This is a genomic window from Geodermatophilus sp. SYSU D00742 (assembly GCF_054049935.1).
In genome coordinates, this window is the sequence record NZ_JBJGYJ010000037.1 from 17,173 (window position 1) to 35,443 (window position 18,271).

Below are 18,271 nucleotides of genomic sequence, written 5' to 3' on the forward strand. Positions count from 1 at the left end.
GGCTACGGCGGTGGCGGCCCGGACGGCGGCTGCAGCGGGATGCCGGGCGGCGGGAAGAAGGCGGGTGGTTCCGCGGTCACGATGGGGGTCATGGCGTCCCGCCAGATCGGTGCCGCCCGGCCGCCGCCGAACCCGCCGACGTCCACGTTCGCGGTGGGGTTGAACAGCATGACGCTGCCGGCGTACCGGGGCGTGTAGCCGACGAAGGCGACGGAGAACCGGTCCTGGGCGGTCCCGGTCTTGGTGGCGATCTGGTGTCCGGGGATCGCGGCGTTCACGCCCGTGCCGTACGGCAGGGACGAGCCCCCGACGAGGATCTGGTTGAGCGTCGTGGCCACCGCCGGCGGCACCGCGTCCGGCCGGCACTCGGCGCCGGTCCCGACCGGCGTGCCGTCCGGGCGGGTCAGCGGCTGCCCGTTCCGGTCGAGGACCTCCACCACCGGCACCGGGTCGCACTGGGTCCCGTTGGCGGCCAGCGTGGAGTAGGCGCTGGCCAGCGCGAGGGGGCTGGTCGCCTCCGGGCCGAGCGTGAAGGAACCGCGGTTCTCGGCGACCACCCGGTCGGCGACGGGGTCGAGGGAGAACAGGCCCATCCGCTGGGCCATGCGCACCGGCCCCTCCACACTGCCCAGCTGGTCCTCGAGGGCGACGAAGTAGGTGTTGGAGGAGCGGATCAGCGCCTCGACCATGGTGAGCGTCGGCGGCAGGTCGCCCACGTTCTCGACGGTGTAGGGCGCCGACCCGTTGCGGTACACGCGCGAGGTGTAGGGGCTCCCGGTCGTGATCGTGTTCCAGGGCGGGATGCCGCGCTCCAGTGCCGCGGCGGCCACGAAGACCTTGTACGTCGACCCGGAGCCCTTGCTCGCCGCGACGTTGAGGTTGACCGACTCCTGCGCCGGGTCCTCGGCGTCGAACCCGAAGACCCGGTTGACGCTCATGGCCAGCACGTTGCCGGTGCCCGGCTCGACCACGGTGAACACCGCGGCGACCGGGTCGCCCATGGGCACGGCCGCGAGCACGGAGGCGTCGCCGGAGCGCTGCAGGTCCGGGCGCAGCGTCGTCCGGATGGTCAGCCCGCCGTCCTCCAGCTGCTCCTGGGAGATCCCCAGGACGCCGATGAGGTGCCGTTGCAGGAAGTCGCAGAAGAAGCCGCCGATGACGGCGTCCACACAGCCGTTGGGTGGTGCCGGCGAGGGGTTGGTCTCCACCGGTGTGGCCGAGACCTCGGCGAGCTGCTGGTCGGTGATGTGGCCGAGCTCGTGCATGCGGGTGAGCACCTGGTTGCGGCGCTCCCGGGCGCGCTCGGGATCGGCGAGCGGGTTGTCGGCCGTCGGCGTCTGCACCAGCCCGGCCAGCATGGCGGCCTGGGGGAGGGTGAGGTCCGCGGCGTCCACGCCGAAGTAGGTCTGCGCCGCGGCCTGGACCCCGTAGGCGCCCTCGCCGAAGTACACGATGTTGAGGTAGCGGGTGAGGATCTCCTCCTTGGGATAGGTCTCCTCGAGGGCCAGCGCCAGGCGGGCCTCGCGCAGCTTGCGGGCCACGCTCTGCTCGGTGGCCGCCTGCCGGTCCTCGGGGGTGGCCGCGATCTGCAGCAGCGTCTGCTTGACCAGCTGCTGGGTGATCGTCGAGCCGCCCTCCTCGACGGACCCGGCCGTCACGTTCCGCACGAAGGCGCGCAGGGTCCCCTCGATGTCGAGCCCGTTGTGCCGGTGGAAGCGCTCGTCCTCGATGGCCACCAGCGCCTGCTCCATGACGTCGGCGATCCGGTCGGCGGGCACGGGCGTCCGGTTGTTCCGGTAGAAGTAGGTGACCACCGAGCCGTCGGCGGCGAGGACGACGGTGTTGCCCGCCGGGGTGGCGTCGGTCAGCTCGACCGGGAGGGGCGCGAGCAGGGACGCCGAGTTGCTGGCGACCACGCCGGGGACCACGACCCAGGGGGTCAGCAGTGCGGCGACCAGTGCGCCGGCCAACGGCAGGCTGACCAGCAGCAGCGTGACCGCCCGCAGCCGCGGGTGGGGACGTCCGCCGTCCGTCCAGGGGGTGTGCGACCGAACCATGTCCGACCTCGCCGGCGCCGAGCCACCCGGAGTGAGCGGGTCGGCGCGGTCCGATCATGGCGCACGACGACGTTCCGGAACAGTCGGACGTGCGCGGCGGCCGGGAGTGCCCGGCGGTCCGCGGCCGCGGGCGGCCAGGAGTGCCCAGCCGCGGGCGCCGGGAGTGCGCGGCCGCCGGTGTCGGCGGCGGCCAGGGGCCGGAGCGTCCCGGCGGCGCGCTGCCCGCAGCCGCCGGGACGCCGGGTCAGGGGGCGGTCAGCGGGCCGCCGGGAGCTCCGAGGTCGGCACGGGCTCGGACCACGCGTCGGGGTGGCTGCGGCCGGTGGCGGCGACCCACCCGGGGCTCCCGGCGGTCGGCGCGGACCCACGGGTCGCCGGACGGGCGCTCAGGCCGACGATGAGCGCGAGCAGGGCGACCAGTCCGACGAGGACCCCGCCGATCACCAGGAGCGTCGTGAACATGTACTGAACGTATGTGCCGGACCGCTCCGTGTCACAGGGCGAATGCCCACCGACGTCGGGCGACCATTGCACAGGATCTGCCGGACCGCGACCCGTTCGTCCCATCCGTCACTGGCGGACCACGACGGGTGCGCAGGTCCTGGCCGGCCGGGGTATGGGACCGGGACGTCGTCGACAGGAGGACCCGTGCCCGACCTCTCCCGGACGGCCGGCCGCGTCGTCGCCGTCCCGCTCGGTGCGCTGGCCCGCCACCGCCGCGGCAAGCCGATGCACCCGCGCGGCGTCGTCGTGGAGGCCGTCCTCGAGCGCGCCGGCGGCCCGGAGGCCGAGGGGGCGCCCTGGCTGGCCGAGCAGGGCAGCCGCGAGGTGCTGGTGCGGCTGTCCCGCGGCGCCGGGCTGCCGGCCCCGCTGCCGGACCTGCTGGGCCTGGCCGTGCGGGTGCCCGGGGACCCACCGGTGGACCTGCTGCTGTCCAGTACCGGGCGCGGCCGGCTGACCCGTTTCGTGCCGGCCCTCCGGCGCGATGCCGCCACCGCGTACTCGTCGATCATGGGCTACCGGTCCGACGCCGGGACGCTGCACCTGGCCGCCTGGCCGGAGTCGCCGGCGTCCCTGCCGAGCGACCCCGAGCCGCTGGCTGCGGCGATCACCGCCCGCCGGCCGGTGTTCACCCTCGCCGCCGCCCGGGGTGGGGGCGCGTGGCACCCGTTCGGCCGGCTCGCGCTGCTCGCGCCGGTGTCCGGGACCGACCCCGACGTGCGCTTCGACGCCGTGCGGAACCCGCCGCCCGGGCTGCTGCCCGACGGCCCGATGGCGCGGTTCCGCGCCCCGGCCTACGCCGCCGCGCGCGCCGGGCGCAGCCGGCCCCGGCGCTGATGCGGCTCAGCCGGCCGCCGCGAGCCCCTCGTCCACGGCGGTCCACGGCTCCAGCAGCGCCCCCGCCGCCCGCTGCCGCCGGTCCTCGTCGGGGCCGAGGGCGGCCCTGACCGCGTCGTCGAGCCGGCGGGCGAGCGGCTGCAGCGGCGGCCAGACGGCGACGCCGGTCCGGGCGCGGGTGGCCGCGGCCGCCCCGGCGAGCCGGGCAGCCCGGGCGGCGTCCCCCCGGGCCAGGGCGAGCGCGGCCAGGCCGTCGAGGCAGTAGGCGAGCCCCTCCAGGTCGTGGCTCCGCCGGTGGAGGGCGGCGGCCTCGGCGAGGGCGTCCCGCGCGGCGGGCAGGTCGCCGGACAGGAGCGCGTCGAGGGCGAGCTGGTCCCCGAGGCGGGCGGCGAGGTGGTCGTCGCCGAGGGTGCGGGCCACGTCCAGCGCCTCGCGGTGCAGCCGCGTCGCCTCGGCGACGTCCCCCGCCAGGACGGCGACCGCGCCGCGGAAGAGCTGCGCGAAGGCGACCGACCAGGTGTCGCCGCTGTCCTGCAGCGCGGCGAGCGCCGCGTCGAGGGTGGGGGCGAGCCCGGCGTCGCCCGGCGGCAGGGTCATCGCCAGGCCGTTGAGCCCGTGCCCGAGCAGCCAGGGGTCACCGCGCTCCCGGGCGTCGGCGACCAGGCGTTCGAGCAGCGGCCGGGCCTCCGCGACCCGGCCGAGGGCGACCCGTGTGGCCGCCCGGGCCCAGAGCAGCCGTCCGGCCGGCTCCGGGGGCAGGAGTGCCGCCGAGGGCAGGGCGGCGGTCCGCTCGGCGAGCTCGCCCATGGCGACGAGCAGGCCCCGAGCCCACCACCAGCGTGCCAGCGGCGCGGTCAGCCGGACGGCGAGTTCGGCGCGGTCGGTGTCCACGGCCCAGCGCAGCGCCGCCTGGAGGTCGGCCGCCTCGGCCTCCAGGCGGGCCAGCCACAGCCGGTGCTCCGGGCCGTCCAGCGCCGCGCCGGCCTCGCGGGCGAACTCGGCGAGGTGCGCAGCCAGCCGGCCGCGGGTGGCCTCCTCCTCGCCGCGCTCGCGCAGCCGTTCGGCGGCGAAGGCGCGGACCAGCGCGAGCATCCGGAACCGCGGCTCGCCGGCGCCGGCGTCGGCCGGGGTGACCAGGCTGTGGGCGACCAGCGCGTCCAGCGCGTCCAGCACGTCGACGTCGTCGTCGGCGGCGCCGACCCTCTCGGCGGTGTCGAGGGTGAACCCACCGGCGCAGACCGAGAGCCGGGCCAGCAGCGCCCGCTCCGGCTCGGCGAGCAGCTCGTGGCTCCACGCGATCGTCTCCCGCAGGGTGCGCTGCCGGTCCGGGGCGTCGACGTCGGCCCCGCGCAGGTCCAGCGCGCGGTCCAGCCGGTGCAGCAGGGCCGCCGGGGGGAGGGTGCGCACCCGGGCGGCGGCCAGCTCCACCGCCAGCGGCAGCCCGTCGAGCCGGCGGACCACCTCCGCGACGGTCGCCGCGGTCGCGTCGGTCACGGTGAACGACGGGTCGGCCCGCTGCGCGCGGGCGGCGAACAGGGCCACGGCGGGGGCCGCCCGCACCTCGTCGGGCCGCTCCTCCCCGGGGTCGGGGACCGCGAGCGGGCCGAGCGGCACGTCGTGCTCCCCACGCAGGCCGAGCACCGCGCGGCTGGTCACGAGCAGTTGCGTCCGGGGGCAGCGCGCCAGCAGCGGGGCGGCCGCGGGTGCGGCCTCCAGCACCTGCTCGGCGTTGTCCACCACCAGCAGGGCGCGCAGGCCGGCCAGGCGCTCGGCGACCAGGTCCAGCAACGGACGGCGGCCCTCGGCGGTGACGCCCAGGGCGGCGGCCACCGCCACCGGCACCTCGCCGGGGTCGCGCAGCGGCGCGAGGTCGATCCACCAGACGGCGTCCCGGTCCGGCACGAGCCGCTCGGCGGCGGCCAGCGCCAGGCGGGTCTTGCCGGTGCCGCCCGGGCCGGTGAGGGTGACCAGCCGGACCGCCGGGTCGGTGAGCAGGCCGGTCACGAGCTCCAGCTCGGCCGAGCGGTCGACCATCGGGGTGGCCGGCGTGGGCAGCCACCCGGCGGACAGGCCCGGCGGCCGCGGGCGGGGCGCGGCGAACCGCTCGGTGAGCAGCACCGCCAGGTCGTCGGCGACGAGCTCGGCCAGCTGCGCGGGGTCGTCGTAGGGCGTCGTAGAGGCGCCGCTCTCGGACTGGATGCGGGCGATGAGCTCGGTCAGCCGGGGATCGCGGTCCGGCGCGGTGCGGCGGACGTAGAGCAGCCGCGGCTTGCCGCGGGACAGGTCGTACTCGTCCTCGAGCCCGGAGACGGTCATCCCGGGCGCGACCCACCCGTAGCGCTCCCCGTAGACGCCCACGAACACGTCGCTCTGGGCGAGGTAGGCGCGGTAGAGGTCACGCGGCGGGTGGGGCCGCGCGCCCGACTCGAACAGCACGGGGGTCAGCCGCATGCGGGCCACCGCCTCGCGCACGGCCCGCCGCTCGGCGGCCAGCTCCTCCATCGTCGAGGAGACGAAGACCCGCAGCCGCTGGTCGGGAGTGGCAATCGGCGCCGGGGCGTCGGTGGTCGCCGGTTCCGGTCCGGCCACGGACACCTCCCGCCGGGCGCCGCCGGGGGCCGGCGCTGCCCCCGGCGAGTCTAGGGACGGCGGCACCTCGCCGAAATGCCGTGACAGCGTCCGGGGCCGGTGGTGTGATGCCCCCATCCGAGAGCGGGACACGGGGGCCTGAGCGCACGGGAGATCCCAGTGGACACCACCGCCACGCGCACCGGGGCCCCGGCCGTCCCGGTCCGCCGGCTGCTCCCCGCGATGCGTGCCCTGCTCGTCACGTTCGCGGTGCTCACCGCGCTCGCCGTGGGCGCGCTGTTCGTGCTGGCCGACCAGACCGACGAGACGTTCGCGTGGACCATCCAGCCGCCGCTGACCGCGGCGTTCCTCGGCGCGGGCTACGCCGCCGGCTGCGTGCTCGTCGTCCTCTCGCTGCGGGACGGCGTGTGGGCGCGCACGCGGCTGCCGTTGCTGACGATCCTGGTCTTCGTCGTCCTGACCCTGGTGGCGACCCTCGTGCACGTGAACCGGATGCACTTCGACGACGACTTCGGCGGGCTGCCGCTGCTGCCGAGGACCGCCGCCTGGTTCTGGCTCGCCGTCTACGTCGTCGTCCCGGTGGGCATGGTCCTGGTGCTCTGGTGGCAGGAGCGGGCACCGGGGGACGACCCTCCTCCGCGGCACCCGGTGCCCCGCGTGCTGCGCGCCGCCCTCGCGGTCGAGTCGGCGGTCCTGCTGGTCGTGGGCACCGCGCTGTTCGTGGCGCCGGGGACGGCCACGACGCTCTGGCCGTGGACCCTGACCCCCTTCACCGGACGGGTCGTCGCGGCGTGGCTGGTGGCCTTCGGCATCGCGACGGCGCTCGCGGCGGTCGGTGGGGACCTGGAGCGACTCCGGACGGCGGCGATCGCGTACACCGTCTTCGGGGCCCTGGTCGCGGTCGCGGTCGCCCGGTTCGCGACCGCCGTCGAGTGGTCCGGCGCGGCGGCGTGGGTGTTCGCCGTCGTGGTCGTGGCGGTGGTGGTCACCGGGGCGGTCGGCTGGCGGCGCGCCCCTCTCCCCGGCGGCCGGCACCATGGCTGAGGCGCACCACGGGGCCCTGGTCGTCGTCTGCCGGGACCAGACGCCCCGGCTGGCCACGGTCCGGGAGCTCAAGCGGCGCTACGGGGGCGACTACGTGGTCATCGCCTGCGTCCGGGCCGAGGAGGTGTCGGGGGCGCTGGCCGCCTGGGGACACCCGCCCGTGGCTGCCCTCTTCGGCGGGCTGGGCGCGGACGACCCGGACGGGCTGGCGGTGATCCGGGGCCTGCACGCCCGGTACCCCACGGCCCTCGCCGTCGCGCTCGTGCGGTGGGGGGCCTGGGAGACCACCCGCCCCGTGTTCGAGGCGCTGACCCTCGGCCAGCTCGACCGCTGGGTCTACGCCCCCGAGGAGCACGTCGACGAGGAGTTCCACCGGGCCGTCACCGAGGTCCTCGACGAGTGGACGGCACGACAGGGCAGCGGCCGCGAGGCAGTGGTGATGATCGGTGAGCGCTGGTCGCCCCGGGCGCAGCACCTGCGCGACCAGATGACGCGCAACCGCATCCCGCTGGGCTACTACGAGGCGGGGACGCCGCTGGGCCAGGCGCTTCTCGAGGGGCTGGGGCTGGAGTCGCCGCGGCTGCCGGTCGTCGTGATGCGCTTCCACCCGGAGCGCCCGGTCCTGCAGGACCCCACCGACCTGGAGGTGGCCGAGGCCTTCGGCCTGTTCGAGCCGCTCGACCCCGCTGCCGTGTACGACGTGGTGGTGGTCGGCGCCGGCCCCGCGGGCCTGGGGGCCAGCGTGTACGCCGCCTCCGAGGGGTTGTCCACGCTGGTCCTGGAGGCCGAGGCCGTCGGTGGCCAGGCGGGCACCAGCTCGATGATCCGCAACTACCCCGGCTTCCCGACCGGGATCACCGGCAACCGGCTCGCCTTCAGCTCCTACCTGCAGGCCTGGGCGTTCGGCAGCACCTTCCACTTCATGCGCTACGCACAGCGCCTGCACACCGAGGACGGGCTGCACCACATCGGGCTCAGCGACGGCACCTCGGTGCGCGGTCGGACCGTCGTCCTGGCGCTGGGGGCCAGCTGGCGACGCATCGGCGTCCCCACGTTGGAGGAGCTGGTCGGCCGCGGGGTGTTCTACGGGGCGGCGGTCAGCGAGGCCCCGGCCATGCGCGGGCGGCACGTCTTCGTCGTGGGGGGTGGCAACTCCGCCGGCCAGGCGGCGGTGCACCTCTCCCGGTTCGCCGACCGCGTCACCGTCCTCGTCCGGCGGGCCGGGCTCTCCGAGACGATGTCGGACTACCTGATCCGCGAGCTGCAGGCGATCCCGAACGTCGACGTGCGGCCGCGGGCCGAGGTGGTCGGCGGGCGCGGCACCGAGTTCCTCGAGTCCTTCACCGTGCGCGACCTGGACACCGGTGCGGAGACCGAGGAGGTCGGCGTCCTCTTCCTGCTCATCGGCAGCGAGACCCGCACCGACTGGCTGGCCGGCACGCTGGCCCGCGACCGGTGGGGCTTCCTGCTCACCGGCAGCGCGGTGACCGCGCCCGACGCCGACCCGGCCTGGCCGCTGGAGCGGCCGCCCGCCCTGTTGGAGACCAGTACGCCCGGCGTCTTCGCCGCAGGCGACACGCGGCAGGGCTCGGTGAAGCGGGTCGCCTCGGCCGTGGGGGAGGGGGCGCTGGCGATCACGCTGGTGCACGCCCACCTGGCGGCGACGCGGGTGGCCACGGCACGCTGACGCACCCGGCCGGGGCGGAGGGCGTGACTCCTTCGGGTGGTGGCGGGCACCCAGGGTCATGTCACAGGTTCGCCACGCGGATCATGGGTAGGCCCGTTCGACCACTTCCGTCGAGGAGCACCGCCACCTGCCGTCGCAGTGCGCGGCCGCAGGAGGAGCACGACCGCCTTGAGCGCTGCCGAGAGCCGGGGGATCCGGGTGGTGACCGTCCCCCACACCGACGCCTACGTCGACGCCGTCCTCCCGGCCGGCGTCGTCCGGGTCGGGCCCGCGCACCCGCAGAGCCCGTGGCTGGACCCCGCCTACCTCGCCGCGCACGCCGACGAGGTCGACGTCGTCCACGTGCACTCCGGCTACGGCCACCTGCCCGAGGACGAGATGGTCAGCTGGACCGAGACGGTGCGCCGCACCGGCGTTCCGCTCGTGACGACGGTGCACCAGCTCCGGGACCCGGCGCAGCCCTCACCGCGGCGGCACGACGCCCACCTGACGGCGCTGCTGGCCACGGCGGAGGTCGTGCTCACGCTGACCCCCGGCGCGGCCGACGAGATCGCCGAACGCCACGGGCGGACGGCGATCGTCGTCGCGCACCCCTCGGTCGCCACCCCGGTGCCCGAGCTGGGTGCCGAGCGCGGCCTGGTCGGCCTGGCCCTGCGGGTCCCGGGGCCGGCGGTGCCCGACCCGGGCGGGCTGGTGCGGGCGGCGCTGTCGGGCGCGGTCAACGGCGGTGGCCGGCTGCGGGTGTTCCTGGACGACGGTGTCGAGCCGCCACTCGTGCCCGCGGCCGGCGACACCCTGGAGTACCTGTCGCGCAAGGCCGACGGGTGGGTGCAGCAGCTGCAGGAACTGCACGTCGCCGTCCTGCCGGAGAGCTACGGCACCCACTCGACGGACCTGGAGATCTGCCGGGACGTCGGCACCCGTGTGGTCGCGCCCAGCTGCGGGTGGTTCGCCGACCAGTGGTCCGACGTCGTCGTCTACGCCAACGACGAGGAGCGGGGCTTCGACCCCGTGTCGCTGGACGCCGCGGTCGCCGCCGCCCTGACCCGGCCGGCGCCCCGGTCGGCCGACCGCGCCTGGCGGGCCGAGCAGCGCGCCGCCGTCCGCGCGGTGCACGAACAGGTCTACGCACAGGTGGTCGCCGACCGCGCGGAGGCCTGACCCGTCGGACGCCGGCTCGAGGCCACGTGCGAGGCGACGACGGCGAGGCGCTCGTGGAGGCGCCGGGCGTCCGGACGGCTGGTGTCGGTCGTCAGCTGGACCAGGGCCCTCGAGGACGGACCGTGCCGGGGAAGATGTGTGGGCAGGGGCGGGGTCGAACCGCCGACCTCTCGCTTTTCAGGCGAGCGCTCGTACCGACTGAGCTACCTGCCCCTCCCGGTGCGGAACACCGGAGAGCGACCCTGACGGGACTCGAACCCGCGACCTCCGCCGTGACAGGGCGGCGCGCTAACCAACTGCGCTACAGGGCCTTGCTGGTGGTGCTGTGCCCCCAACGGGGTTCGAACCCGTGCTACCGCCTTGAAAGGGCGGCGTCCTGGACCGCTAGACGATGGGGGCTCGTGTTCGCCGGGGGCAGGCAGAACGATACATGGTCTCTGGAGCGCTTCCGACAGGGGGTACCCGAGGGGGTGGGATCGGGTGGTCTCCGGCCCCTGCGCCGCTCGTCGGACCAGTGGTGTGCAACGGCCGCGGAGGCTGCGAGCGTGGGCCAGCAGCGGTCGGCGGAGGGCGGCGAGGAGGTCAGCGGGTGAGGCGCGCCCGCTGCCACCGGAGCCAGGCCACCACCGGTGGACCGAGCACGATCAGCCCAGGGAGGCGGTGACCTCCACGCTGTTCTCCTCGACGGACGTGCACTCCAGCGACAGCGGCCCGGCGGTGACCGTCTCGCCCTGGGCGCAGGAGACGCTGGCGTTCCCGACGCGGAGCTCGGCTCGCCCGTCCTGGACGCCGCCGAAGGCCAGTGACGTGCCGAGGATGTCGACCTCGGAGCCGTCGCCGCTCAACGTCACCGAGCACGAGCTGGCGCTGCACGAGAAGTTGTTCGAGGTGAACGTGCAGGCGGACAGCGGCAGCAGGACCAGCCCGCCGGCGAGGGCGGCGGCGGCCAGGCGAGGGGCGCGGGTCGACGTCGTCGAGGACATGCTGCGAGCGTAGGCGCGCCGCCTCACCCGGTCGGGGAGGCGGGCGGAGCGGATCCGTCCGGCCCGCCGTCCGTACCGGCGCCATCCGTGCCCGGGTCGCCGTCCGTACCGGCGCCGTCCCCGGGAGGCGGGACGACGACGCGCTCGATGGTCACCTCGGTCTCGCCGAGCCCGCCCAGCGTGATCTCGTCGTAGGCGGTCAGCGCCCCCGTGCCGGGGTCGAGGTACAGCACGGTGCACGTCAGCGGCTCGGGGTACTCCCCCTGGAGCGCGCGGAGCCCGGCACCACCGGTCGAGCCCTGCACCATGAGCAGCGTCCCCTCGTCGAGCTCGGAGACCTCCCGCTCGTGCGTGTGCCCGGCCAGCACCAGGGGGACGACGCCGTCCAGCGGCCCCGCCTGTTCCGGGTCGTGGACCATCGCGACGGCCGGCGGCGACGGCAGGGTGTCGACGAACTCCACGAGCCCCTCCCCGGTCTCCTCCAGCGACTCGGCGGCCGGGGTGGCGTCCTGGTCGGGGGTGAACCGCGGGTCCGGCGTCCCGACGACCTCGATGCCGCCGACGGTGACCGCGGAGTCGTCGAGGACGGTCGCGTTCGGCTGGCCGGCGACCAGCCCGGCGGTCACGGCGGAGTCGTGGTTGCCACGGATGAAGACGTAGGGCACGTCCAGGGTGCCGATGCCGGCGATCAGCTGGTTCTCCGGCTCGCTGCCCCAGTCGGTGATGTCCCCGGTGTCCAGGACGCCGTCGACGTCGAACTGGGTCACCACCTGGCGCACCAGGTCGAACCCGGCCGGGTTGAGGTGCAGGTCGGAGACGTGCAGCAGGGCGACGCTGCCGTCGGCACCACCGGGCGCGGGCAGGGCCGACAGCGTCGAGTAGAGCGTGCTCACGTTGGTGACGAGGTCCTCCAGCGACGCCCGGTAGGCGTCGAAGCGGGCCACGATGTCCTGCGCGCTGCCGATCAGGCTGTTGGCGTTGACCAGCAGCCCGGTGTACTTCGGTTGCAGCAGCGCCTCCGGGCGCCAGGTGGCCGCCGCCAGCCCGCCGGTACCCGCCACCAGCGCGGTGGACAGGCCCAGGGCGAGGAGCACCTCGCGGCGCCGGCGGAGCATCAGCAGCGCGGCGACCGTCGCGCCGAGGACGGCGGCGACGGCGGTCAGGACGGTCACCCGCACGACGGCGTCCTGCAGGTCGGCGCTGACCTGGTCCACCACGCCGTCCAGGAGGGCCGGGTTCGTGGCCAGCGCCTGCGCGCGGATCTCGTCCACCCGGCTGAGCTGGATCTCCAGCCGCAGCGGGCCGTCGTAGGCATCGACCTGCAGCGCGCCCAGCGGGGGGACGTCGAGGTCCGCGCCGCCGCCGAGGGGCCGGTAGGCGATCGTCGCGTCGAACGGCCCGATGGCGGCGTCGACCCGACCGAGCAGCAGGATCCCGAGGAACGCACCGGCCAGGACGACGACCAACCGCAGCGCCCAGCGGCCGGCGCGGCGCAGGTGCACGGTGCCGCGCGAGGGGCCAGGAGGGGTCGGCGCGCTCACCCCTCGAGGCTAGTGAGCGCCCCGGGGACGTGCCGGGCGCTCGGCGGGCGCGCCGGCCCGCGGACGTGGTCGGTTCAGACGGTGTCGGTCGCGGCGGTGCGGAAGATCCAGCGCAGCGCGATGAACCGCATCAGGCCGATGAGCGCCGTCACCGTCACCACGCAGGCGACCTGCACGTACACGCTGACCGAGCTGACGGTCGAGTCGAGGACGCCGAGCGCCGCGCTGGTCGCGAACAGACCGATGACGGTGATCCCGCCGGCCTCCCACTGGGCGGTGAACCAGTGCACCCGCTCCTCGGCGCGGAACGTGCGCCGGCGGTGCAGCTCGTTGGCGAGCACGGTGGAGGCCGCCGTGGCGATCAGGTGGGCGGGCAGGTAGCCGAGCACCTCGAGGGCGACGAACAGCGTGGCGTAGACCAGCGTCGTCGAGCCGCCGACGAGGACGAAGCGGACGAACTGGCCGAACGTGTCCTCGGCACGGACCCGGTCGCCGATGCTGGTGACCACGTTGCCGACCACCCGGTGACGGGTCAGCAGCGACGGGCAGGTCACGAGCATCCTCTCGACGGCACAGGTCCTTTGTGCAGGTTCCTCCTGGCAATCGGCTGCACGCCAGCTGTTATTCCCCCGACCAGAGACGATTTCCTTGTGGACCTGCTCACGCCGGTGCAGGTCCACGAGCGGCACGTGCACGCCGTGCCGACCTGGTCACCCGCCGTTGCCGACCGCGCGGCGACGACGTCCCCGGCATCGGTGCGGGGCCACGCGGGTAGGAGAGGCCCATGAGCCTCATGGGGATCCTCGACCGGGTCGCAGACGTCGCGACCTTCGACAAGGCGATCGAACCGGCCCGCAAGGCCGTGCAGAGCCTCCCGGATGTCATCAAGGACGCCCTGCACGGCACCTGGCTGGGGCACCCGCTGCACCCGGTGCTCGTCCAGGTCCCCGTGGGCAGCTGGGTGTCGGCCGGCCTGCTCGACGCCGTCCCGCCGCTGCGGCCGGCCGCGACGGTCCTCATCGGCACGGGGGTCGCCGCCGCCGTCCCCGCGGCGCTGTCCGGGGCCGCGGACTGGTCGGAGCAGGGCTCGGGGGTCCGCCGGCTCGGCGCCCTGCACGCCCTGGCCAACACCGCCTCGCTCGGTCTCTACATCGGGTCCCTGGCCGCCCGGCGGCGCGGCCGCGGCACGCTCGGCCGGGTCCTCTCCTACACCGCGCTCGGCATCGCCACCGGCTCGGCGGCCATCGGCGGTCACATGTCCTACGCACAGTCCTCCGGGGCGTCGCACGCCGCCACCGCGGCCCGCGCGCTGTCCACGGACTGGATCGACCTCGGCCCGCTCGACGACCTGCCCGACGGGCGGCCGGCGCTGCGCACGGGCGCGGGCACGGGGGTGGAGGTGCCGCTGGTCGCCGTCCGCCGGGGGACGCGGGTCGACGCGTTCATCGGTGCCTGCTCGCACCTGTCCGGGCCGCTGTACGACGGCTCGGTCGCGGAGGTGCGCGGCCACGAGTGCCTGGTGTGCCCCTGGCACGGGTCGGCGTTCGACCTGGACAACGGCGAGCCGCGGCGGGGTCCGGCCGCCAACCCGCAGGAGAAGCTCGAGACCCGGATGGAGGCCGGCCGCGTGATGGCCCGCCTGCCCGGCCACCAGCGGTAGGCCGCCTCCGCCGGTCCCCGGCGGCGCGGTGCGGTCCTACGCTGCGGCGTCATGAGGCGCACGGCCGTCGGGGTCGCGGCCCTGCTGTGCGCGGCCTGCGGCACGGTCGGGGGCGGCGTGCCGGCCGCCGACTCCCCGCGCGCCGAGGCGTCGTCCGAGGAGGCCCCGTCCGCGCCCTCGACGCCGTCCGCCGTCCCGGCCGTGCCCGGCATCGAGGCCGAGGTGGTGCGGCTGCGCACCGATGTCGTGGTGGGCGGCCAGGTGCAGGTGCGGGTGACCGACACCGGCACCGAGCCGTTCACCGTCACCGCCGTGGCGCTCGACTCACCGGGCTTCTCGCCGCTGCCGCCCACGCCGGTGACCGCCGCGTTCGCACCCGGCCGGGTCATCGACCTGCCCACCCCGTACGGCGAGCCCGTCTGCACGGCCGCCCCCGACCCGGTCGCGGCACGGCTCACGCTGGCCCGGACCGGCGGGGTGGCGGAGGAGGTGCGCGTTCCGCTGACCGGCGACGACCTCGCCGTCGTCCACCGTGAGGAGTGCGCCGTGGCCGCGGTGCGCGCCGTGGCCGGCGTCGCCCTGACGGGCCTGGCACCCGACGGCGAGGCGGTCACCGGCAGCGTCGTCCTGACCCGGACCGGGGAGGACGACCGCCCGGTCGTGGTGACCGACGTCCGCAGCAGCGTCGTCTTCGACGTGGCGCTCGACGGCGTGCCCGTGGAGCTCGCGGCCGGGCGGGAGGAGGTGTCGGCCCCGGTGACCGTCACCGTGGCGACCTGCGAGGCGCACGTGCTCGCGGAGACCAAGCAGCCGTTCCTCTTCCCGCTGCAGGTGGCGGTGGGCGCCGCGGACGCCGTCCCGGTCCCGCTGCCGGTCGACGAGGCCCAGCAGGCGCTGCTCTGGACGCTGGTGGACGACGTCTGCGCGGAGCGGCGGTGAGTGGGATCCGGCCCGGCCGCCCCGGGGGGAACGGGACGACCGGGCCGGGGCTCGGGGATCGCTCGCGGGCGACCGGCCCGGGTGGCGGCGGTGTCCGTACCGCGCGGCCGCTCGGGCAGGAGTGACGCTAGGTGACCGCCACCGGCCCGGCGCATCCCCTGACCGGGTGACGTGCCGTGACAAACCACACCCACCGTGATCAGCCGAGTCGGAGCGGACCCGCCGGGGTAGGCGACGCCCCGTGTTCCTGTTCTTCTCCAGCCGCCTGGGCTGCCTGGGATCGCTGGTCCTCTCGGCCGCGTTGACCCTCCTCGTGCTGCTCCTGCTCGACGTGCTCTGAGCGGCCGGAGGGTGGGGGACGGCGCCGGAGACCGCGGCCTCGGCGTCCGCTCACCCTCTCGCACCGGGAGCTCTCGACGATCCGCGCGGCTGCGCGAGGAGCGAGCTCGGACAGCTCGCGATCGAGGCCCTGAGCACGGTGCCGGCAGGCCCGGGGCGGAATGGGGGGATCCACCCATGCGGCGCGCGTGACCAGCGGCGCACCCTTCCCCGGTCACCCCGTTCCGGGAGGAGTGTCCTCATGGCTGCTGTGACCACCGGTGCCTGTTCCGCCTTCGACGTCCCCGCGGAGGCGTACGACCGCCTGATGGGCCGCTACCTGCCCACGCTGGCGCCGGCGTTCGCCGACGCCGCCGGGGTGGAGGCGGGCATGCGGGTGCTGGACGTGGGGTGCGGACCCGGCGGCCTGACCCGGGAGCTGGTGGCTCGTTGTGGCACGGACGCCGTCGCCGCCGTCGACCCGGCGCCGTCGTTCGTCCGCGCGTGCCGGGAGCGCTGTCCGGGCGCGGACGTGCGGGAGGGCGTCGCCGAGGCGCTGCCCTTCCCCGACGGTTCCTTCGACGCCGTCCTCTCGTCGCTGGTCGTCGGCTTCCTCCGGGACGCCGACGCCGGGATGCGGGAGATGCTGCGGGTGACCAGACCGGACGGCACCGTCGCCGCCTGCGCCTGGGACGTGACCGGTATGCCGGTGCTGCGCACCTTCTGGGGCACCGCCGCGTCGCTCGACCCGGCGGTCGACCCGGAGCCGGCGCGCCCCGGCAGCCGGGATGGCGAGATCGCGGCCCTGCTCGAGAGCGCCGGCCTGGTCGACGTCCGTCAGGAGGTGCTCCACGCGACCGTGACCTACGCGGACTTCGACGACTGGTTCAGCCCCTTCCCGCTGGGGGTCGGACCGGTCGGTGCGTACTACCTGTCACTGGACGACGACCGGCGGGCAGCGCTGCGGGAGGCGACGCGGGCCGCCCTGGGCCGACCCGAGGGCGCGTTCACCCTGGAGGCACGGGCGTGGTGCGCGACGGGCGTGGTCCCTCGCTGACCCGGGGCACCCCCGGGACCGGCTCCCCCGTGCCCGCCCGGGCGAGGCAGTACGCGGGCACCTCCGCGCGGGTGCGCAGGCCGAGCTTGGCCAGGATGTTGGACACGTGGTGCTCGGCCGTACGTGGGCTCACGTACAACCGGGCCCCGACCTCGGCGTTGGACAGCCCCTGGCAGAGGAGGTCCACCACTTCCTGCTCGCGGGCCGTCAGCGTCCCGCCGGTGCGCGGGCCACCGTGCCCGCGGACCCCCAGCCGGCGGAGCAGGCCGGCGGCGGCGTCGGCGTCCCGGGCCGCCGGCAGCGCCTGGAAGGTGCGCAGGGCCGCGCGGGCCTCCGCGACGGCGACGGCCGGCCGGGCCCGGGCCAGCACGCGGGCGAGGTCCAGCCGGGCGCGCGCCTCCTCGAAGGGCAGGGCCAGCGCCCCGTAGGCCGACGCAGCGGACTCCAGCAACCGGGCCGACCCGTCCGCGCCTGCCGCGGCGGCCGCGAGGCCGCGTCCGTGGTCGGCCACCGCCCGGACGACGGGGTGCGAGCCCTGACCGGCCAGCTCACCGAGGTCCGCGGCCACGGCAGCGGCCGCGGCGACGTCCCCCCTGGCGAGGTGCGCCCGGACGAGCAGGAGCAGCGCCGTGGCCGTGAGCTCGCCGCGGGGGTGCAGGTCCAGAAAACGTTCGAGGCGGGCCACCGCGACCTCGGTCTCGCCCCGGAGCAGGTGCACCTCCGCCCGGGGCCTGAGCGCGTAGCTGTCGTGCTCCGCGCCCGCCAGCAGCTGCGCGGCCTCCTCCACCCGCCCCTGGCGCACCCGGAGGTCGGCCAGGCGCACGACCGCCGCGCCGCGCAGCGCGCGGTAGCTGCGGTCGTAGAGCTCCACAGCCGCGGTCAGCTCGCGCTCGGCGTCCAGCCACCGGCCGGCGGCGGTGAGCACACCGCCGTAGTGGGTGCGGCAGATGGCGCCGATCGGGATGCGACCGGTCCGCCGGACGAAGTCCTCGGCGAGTGAGAGCCACTCCTCGGCGCGGCGGACGTCCGAGACCAGCTCGCAGGCGTGCAGCATCTTGCAGTACATCGCACCGATCGAGATGAGGTCCTCGACCTCGCCGGCGGCCACGGCCGCCAGCGCCTCGTCGAGCAGCGCCATCCCCGCGGTGACGTCCCCCGCCGCCACGAGGTGCAGACCGCGCAGGCTCATCGCGTCGAGGACGACGTCGCCGAGGCCGTGCCGCTGCGCGATGTCGACGGCCGCGGCCAGGTGCCGCTCCCGCGCCTCGGGGTCCGCCGTGACCGTGGCCCGGGTGAGCTCCAGCCTCGCCCGCTCCGGGCGGTCGCCCGCCACCTCCATCAGGCGAACCGCCCGGGCCAGCCAGCCGCTCATCGCGGCACCGTCCCCGTTGAGCACCCAGTGCAGGTAGCCGACGAAGCGCGCGCAGACCGCGGCGCGGACGTCGTCGCCCTCGGTCCGGAAGGCGGCGAACGCCTGCTCGTTCCGGTGGATCGCGGCGGCGTAGTCGCCCGACGCGAACAGGGCCTGCGCGAGACCGTCCAGGGCCTCGCCGCACGGACCGCGGCCGGCCACCTGCTCGAAGCACTCACGGGCGTGGGTCCAGTTCCCCTCGCGTAGAGCGCTGCGGCCCTCCGCCAGCAGGTCCTCGACCGGCAGCGGGCTCCCCCGGCGCGACGGGCGGCTCAACGGCTCGCCCCGCGAGGCCCGCACCGGTGCACGACGCCACCTTGCTCCCGGGGTACGGCGATGTACAGCGGGCCGCGAGTGGGTCCACGGTGGCGACGGATGGCCGGGACTCCAGGCGCTCGCGATGCGCACCCGGCGAGCTGGTGGAGGTGGCGCCCTCCGCCGGCGGCCGGCCCCGTCGCCGAAGGCTCCCGCTGCTCCGGCGGGCGG

At 76.0% G+C, this 18,271-nt stretch carries 14 protein-coding genes and 3 tRNA genes; 7 read left to right on the forward strand and 10 right to left on the reverse strand.

What is annotated here, in order from left to right; all coding sequences use genetic code 11:
• Positions 1 to 2: 2 nt before the first annotated feature.
• Together ACI78V_RS19780 and ACI78V_RS19785 are read right to left on the reverse strand one after the other, a co-directional pair.
• Positions 3 to 2,057, reverse strand: coding sequence for a transglycosylase domain-containing protein (locus ACI78V_RS19780; protein ID WP_456853848.1), 2,055 nt, complete (start codon positions 2,055 to 2,057; stop codon positions 3 to 5).
• A gap of 255 nt (positions 2,058 to 2,312) precedes the next feature.
• Positions 2,313 to 2,519, reverse strand: coding sequence for a hypothetical protein (locus ACI78V_RS19785; RefSeq protein WP_456853850.1), 207 nt, complete (start codon positions 2,517 to 2,519; stop codon positions 2,313 to 2,315).
• Between the two features lie 186 nt (positions 2,520 to 2,705).
• Between ACI78V_RS19785 and ACI78V_RS19790 the strand changes: the two genes are divergently transcribed.
• Positions 2,706 to 3,395 carry a phosphodiesterase gene (locus ACI78V_RS19790; RefSeq protein ID WP_456853852.1) on the forward strand — a complete coding sequence of 230 codons (690 nt, stop codon included), beginning with the start codon at positions 2,706 to 2,708 and terminating at the stop codon, positions 3,393 to 3,395.
• Between the two features lie 6 nt (positions 3,396 to 3,401).
• On the opposite strand, the gene ACI78V_RS19795 is transcribed toward ACI78V_RS19790, so the two are convergent.
• Positions 3,402 to 5,984, reverse strand: coding sequence for an ATP-binding protein (locus ACI78V_RS19795; RefSeq protein WP_456853854.1), 2,583 nt, complete (start codon positions 5,982 to 5,984; stop codon positions 3,402 to 3,404).
• 159 nt (positions 5,985 to 6,143) lie between these two features.
• On the opposite strand from ACI78V_RS19795, the gene ACI78V_RS19800 reads away from it, so the two are divergent.
• From ACI78V_RS19800 to ACI78V_RS19810, 3 genes are all read left to right on the forward strand, one after another.
• Positions 6,144 to 7,028, forward strand: coding sequence for a hypothetical protein (locus tag ACI78V_RS19800; RefSeq protein ID WP_456853856.1), 885 nt, complete (start codon positions 6,144 to 6,146; stop codon positions 7,026 to 7,028).
• Complete coding sequence (locus tag ACI78V_RS19805; protein ID WP_456853857.1) at positions 7,021 to 8,715, forward strand: FAD-dependent oxidoreductase; 1,695 nt, start codon at positions 7,021 to 7,023, stop codon at positions 8,713 to 8,715. The genes ACI78V_RS19800 and ACI78V_RS19805 overlap by 8 nt, the downstream gene beginning before the upstream one ends.
• Before the next feature lie 168 nt (positions 8,716 to 8,883).
• Positions 8,884 to 9,876 (forward strand): glycosyltransferase, encoded by a 993-nt coding sequence (locus ACI78V_RS19810; protein ID WP_456853859.1) that lies wholly within the window; start codon positions 8,884 to 8,886, stop codon positions 9,874 to 9,876.
• 139 nt (positions 9,877 to 10,015) lie between these two features.
• Here the strand turns inward: ACI78V_RS19810 and ACI78V_RS19815 are convergent.
• The 6 genes from ACI78V_RS19815 to ACI78V_RS19840 all read right to left on the reverse strand — a co-directional run bounded on the left by ACI78V_RS19815 (position 10,016) and on the right by ACI78V_RS19840 (position 12,954).
• Positions 10,016 to 10,089: transfer RNA gene (locus ACI78V_RS19815), tRNA-Phe, on the reverse strand.
• 24 nt (positions 10,090 to 10,113) lie between these two features.
• Positions 10,114 to 10,187: transfer RNA gene (locus tag ACI78V_RS19820), tRNA-Asp, on the reverse strand.
• A gap of 15 nt (positions 10,188 to 10,202) precedes the next feature.
• A tRNA-Glu gene (locus ACI78V_RS19825) sits at positions 10,203 to 10,275 on the reverse strand.
• A gap of 245 nt (positions 10,276 to 10,520) precedes the next feature.
• Complete coding sequence (locus ACI78V_RS19830) at positions 10,521 to 10,859, reverse strand: hypothetical protein (RefSeq protein WP_456853860.1); 339 nt, start codon at positions 10,857 to 10,859, stop codon at positions 10,521 to 10,523.
• A 23-nt stretch (positions 10,860 to 10,882) separates the two neighbouring features.
• The gene (locus tag ACI78V_RS19835; RefSeq protein ID WP_456853862.1) at positions 10,883 to 12,400 is read right to left on the reverse strand and encodes a metallophosphoesterase family protein; all 1,518 of its coding nucleotides are present in this window, start codon (positions 12,398 to 12,400) and stop codon (positions 10,883 to 10,885) included.
• 74 nt (positions 12,401 to 12,474) lie between these two features.
• Positions 12,475 to 12,954, reverse strand: coding sequence for a GtrA family protein (locus ACI78V_RS19840; protein ID WP_456853864.1), 480 nt, complete (start codon positions 12,952 to 12,954; stop codon positions 12,475 to 12,477).
• A gap of 230 nt (positions 12,955 to 13,184) precedes the next feature.
• Here ACI78V_RS19840 and ACI78V_RS19845 point away from each other — a divergent pair, with 230 nt between their 5' ends.
• The 3 genes from ACI78V_RS19845 to ACI78V_RS19855 all read left to right on the forward strand — a co-directional run bounded on the left by ACI78V_RS19845 (position 13,185) and on the right by ACI78V_RS19855 (position 16,374).
• Entirely contained in the window at positions 13,185 to 14,060 is an 876-nt protein-coding gene (locus ACI78V_RS19845) for a Rieske 2Fe-2S domain-containing protein (protein ID WP_456853866.1), read from the forward strand.
• Between the two features lie 51 nt (positions 14,061 to 14,111).
• On the forward strand, positions 14,112 to 14,999 hold the full coding sequence (locus tag ACI78V_RS19850; RefSeq protein WP_456853868.1) for a hypothetical protein: 888 nt from the start codon (positions 14,112 to 14,114) through the stop codon (positions 14,997 to 14,999).
• Positions 15,000 to 15,579: 580 nt separating this feature from the next.
• On the forward strand, positions 15,580 to 16,374 hold the full coding sequence (locus ACI78V_RS19855; RefSeq protein ID WP_456853870.1) for a class I SAM-dependent methyltransferase: 795 nt from the start codon (positions 15,580 to 15,582) through the stop codon (positions 16,372 to 16,374).
• Here the strand turns inward: ACI78V_RS19855 and ACI78V_RS19860 are convergent.
• Complete coding sequence (locus tag ACI78V_RS19860; RefSeq protein WP_456853872.1) at positions 16,325 to 18,061, reverse strand: LuxR C-terminal-related transcriptional regulator; 1,737 nt, start codon at positions 18,059 to 18,061, stop codon at positions 16,325 to 16,327. The two genes, ACI78V_RS19855 and ACI78V_RS19860, sit on opposite strands and share 50 nt — an antisense overlap.
• Positions 18,062 to 18,271: the final 210 nt, after the last annotated feature.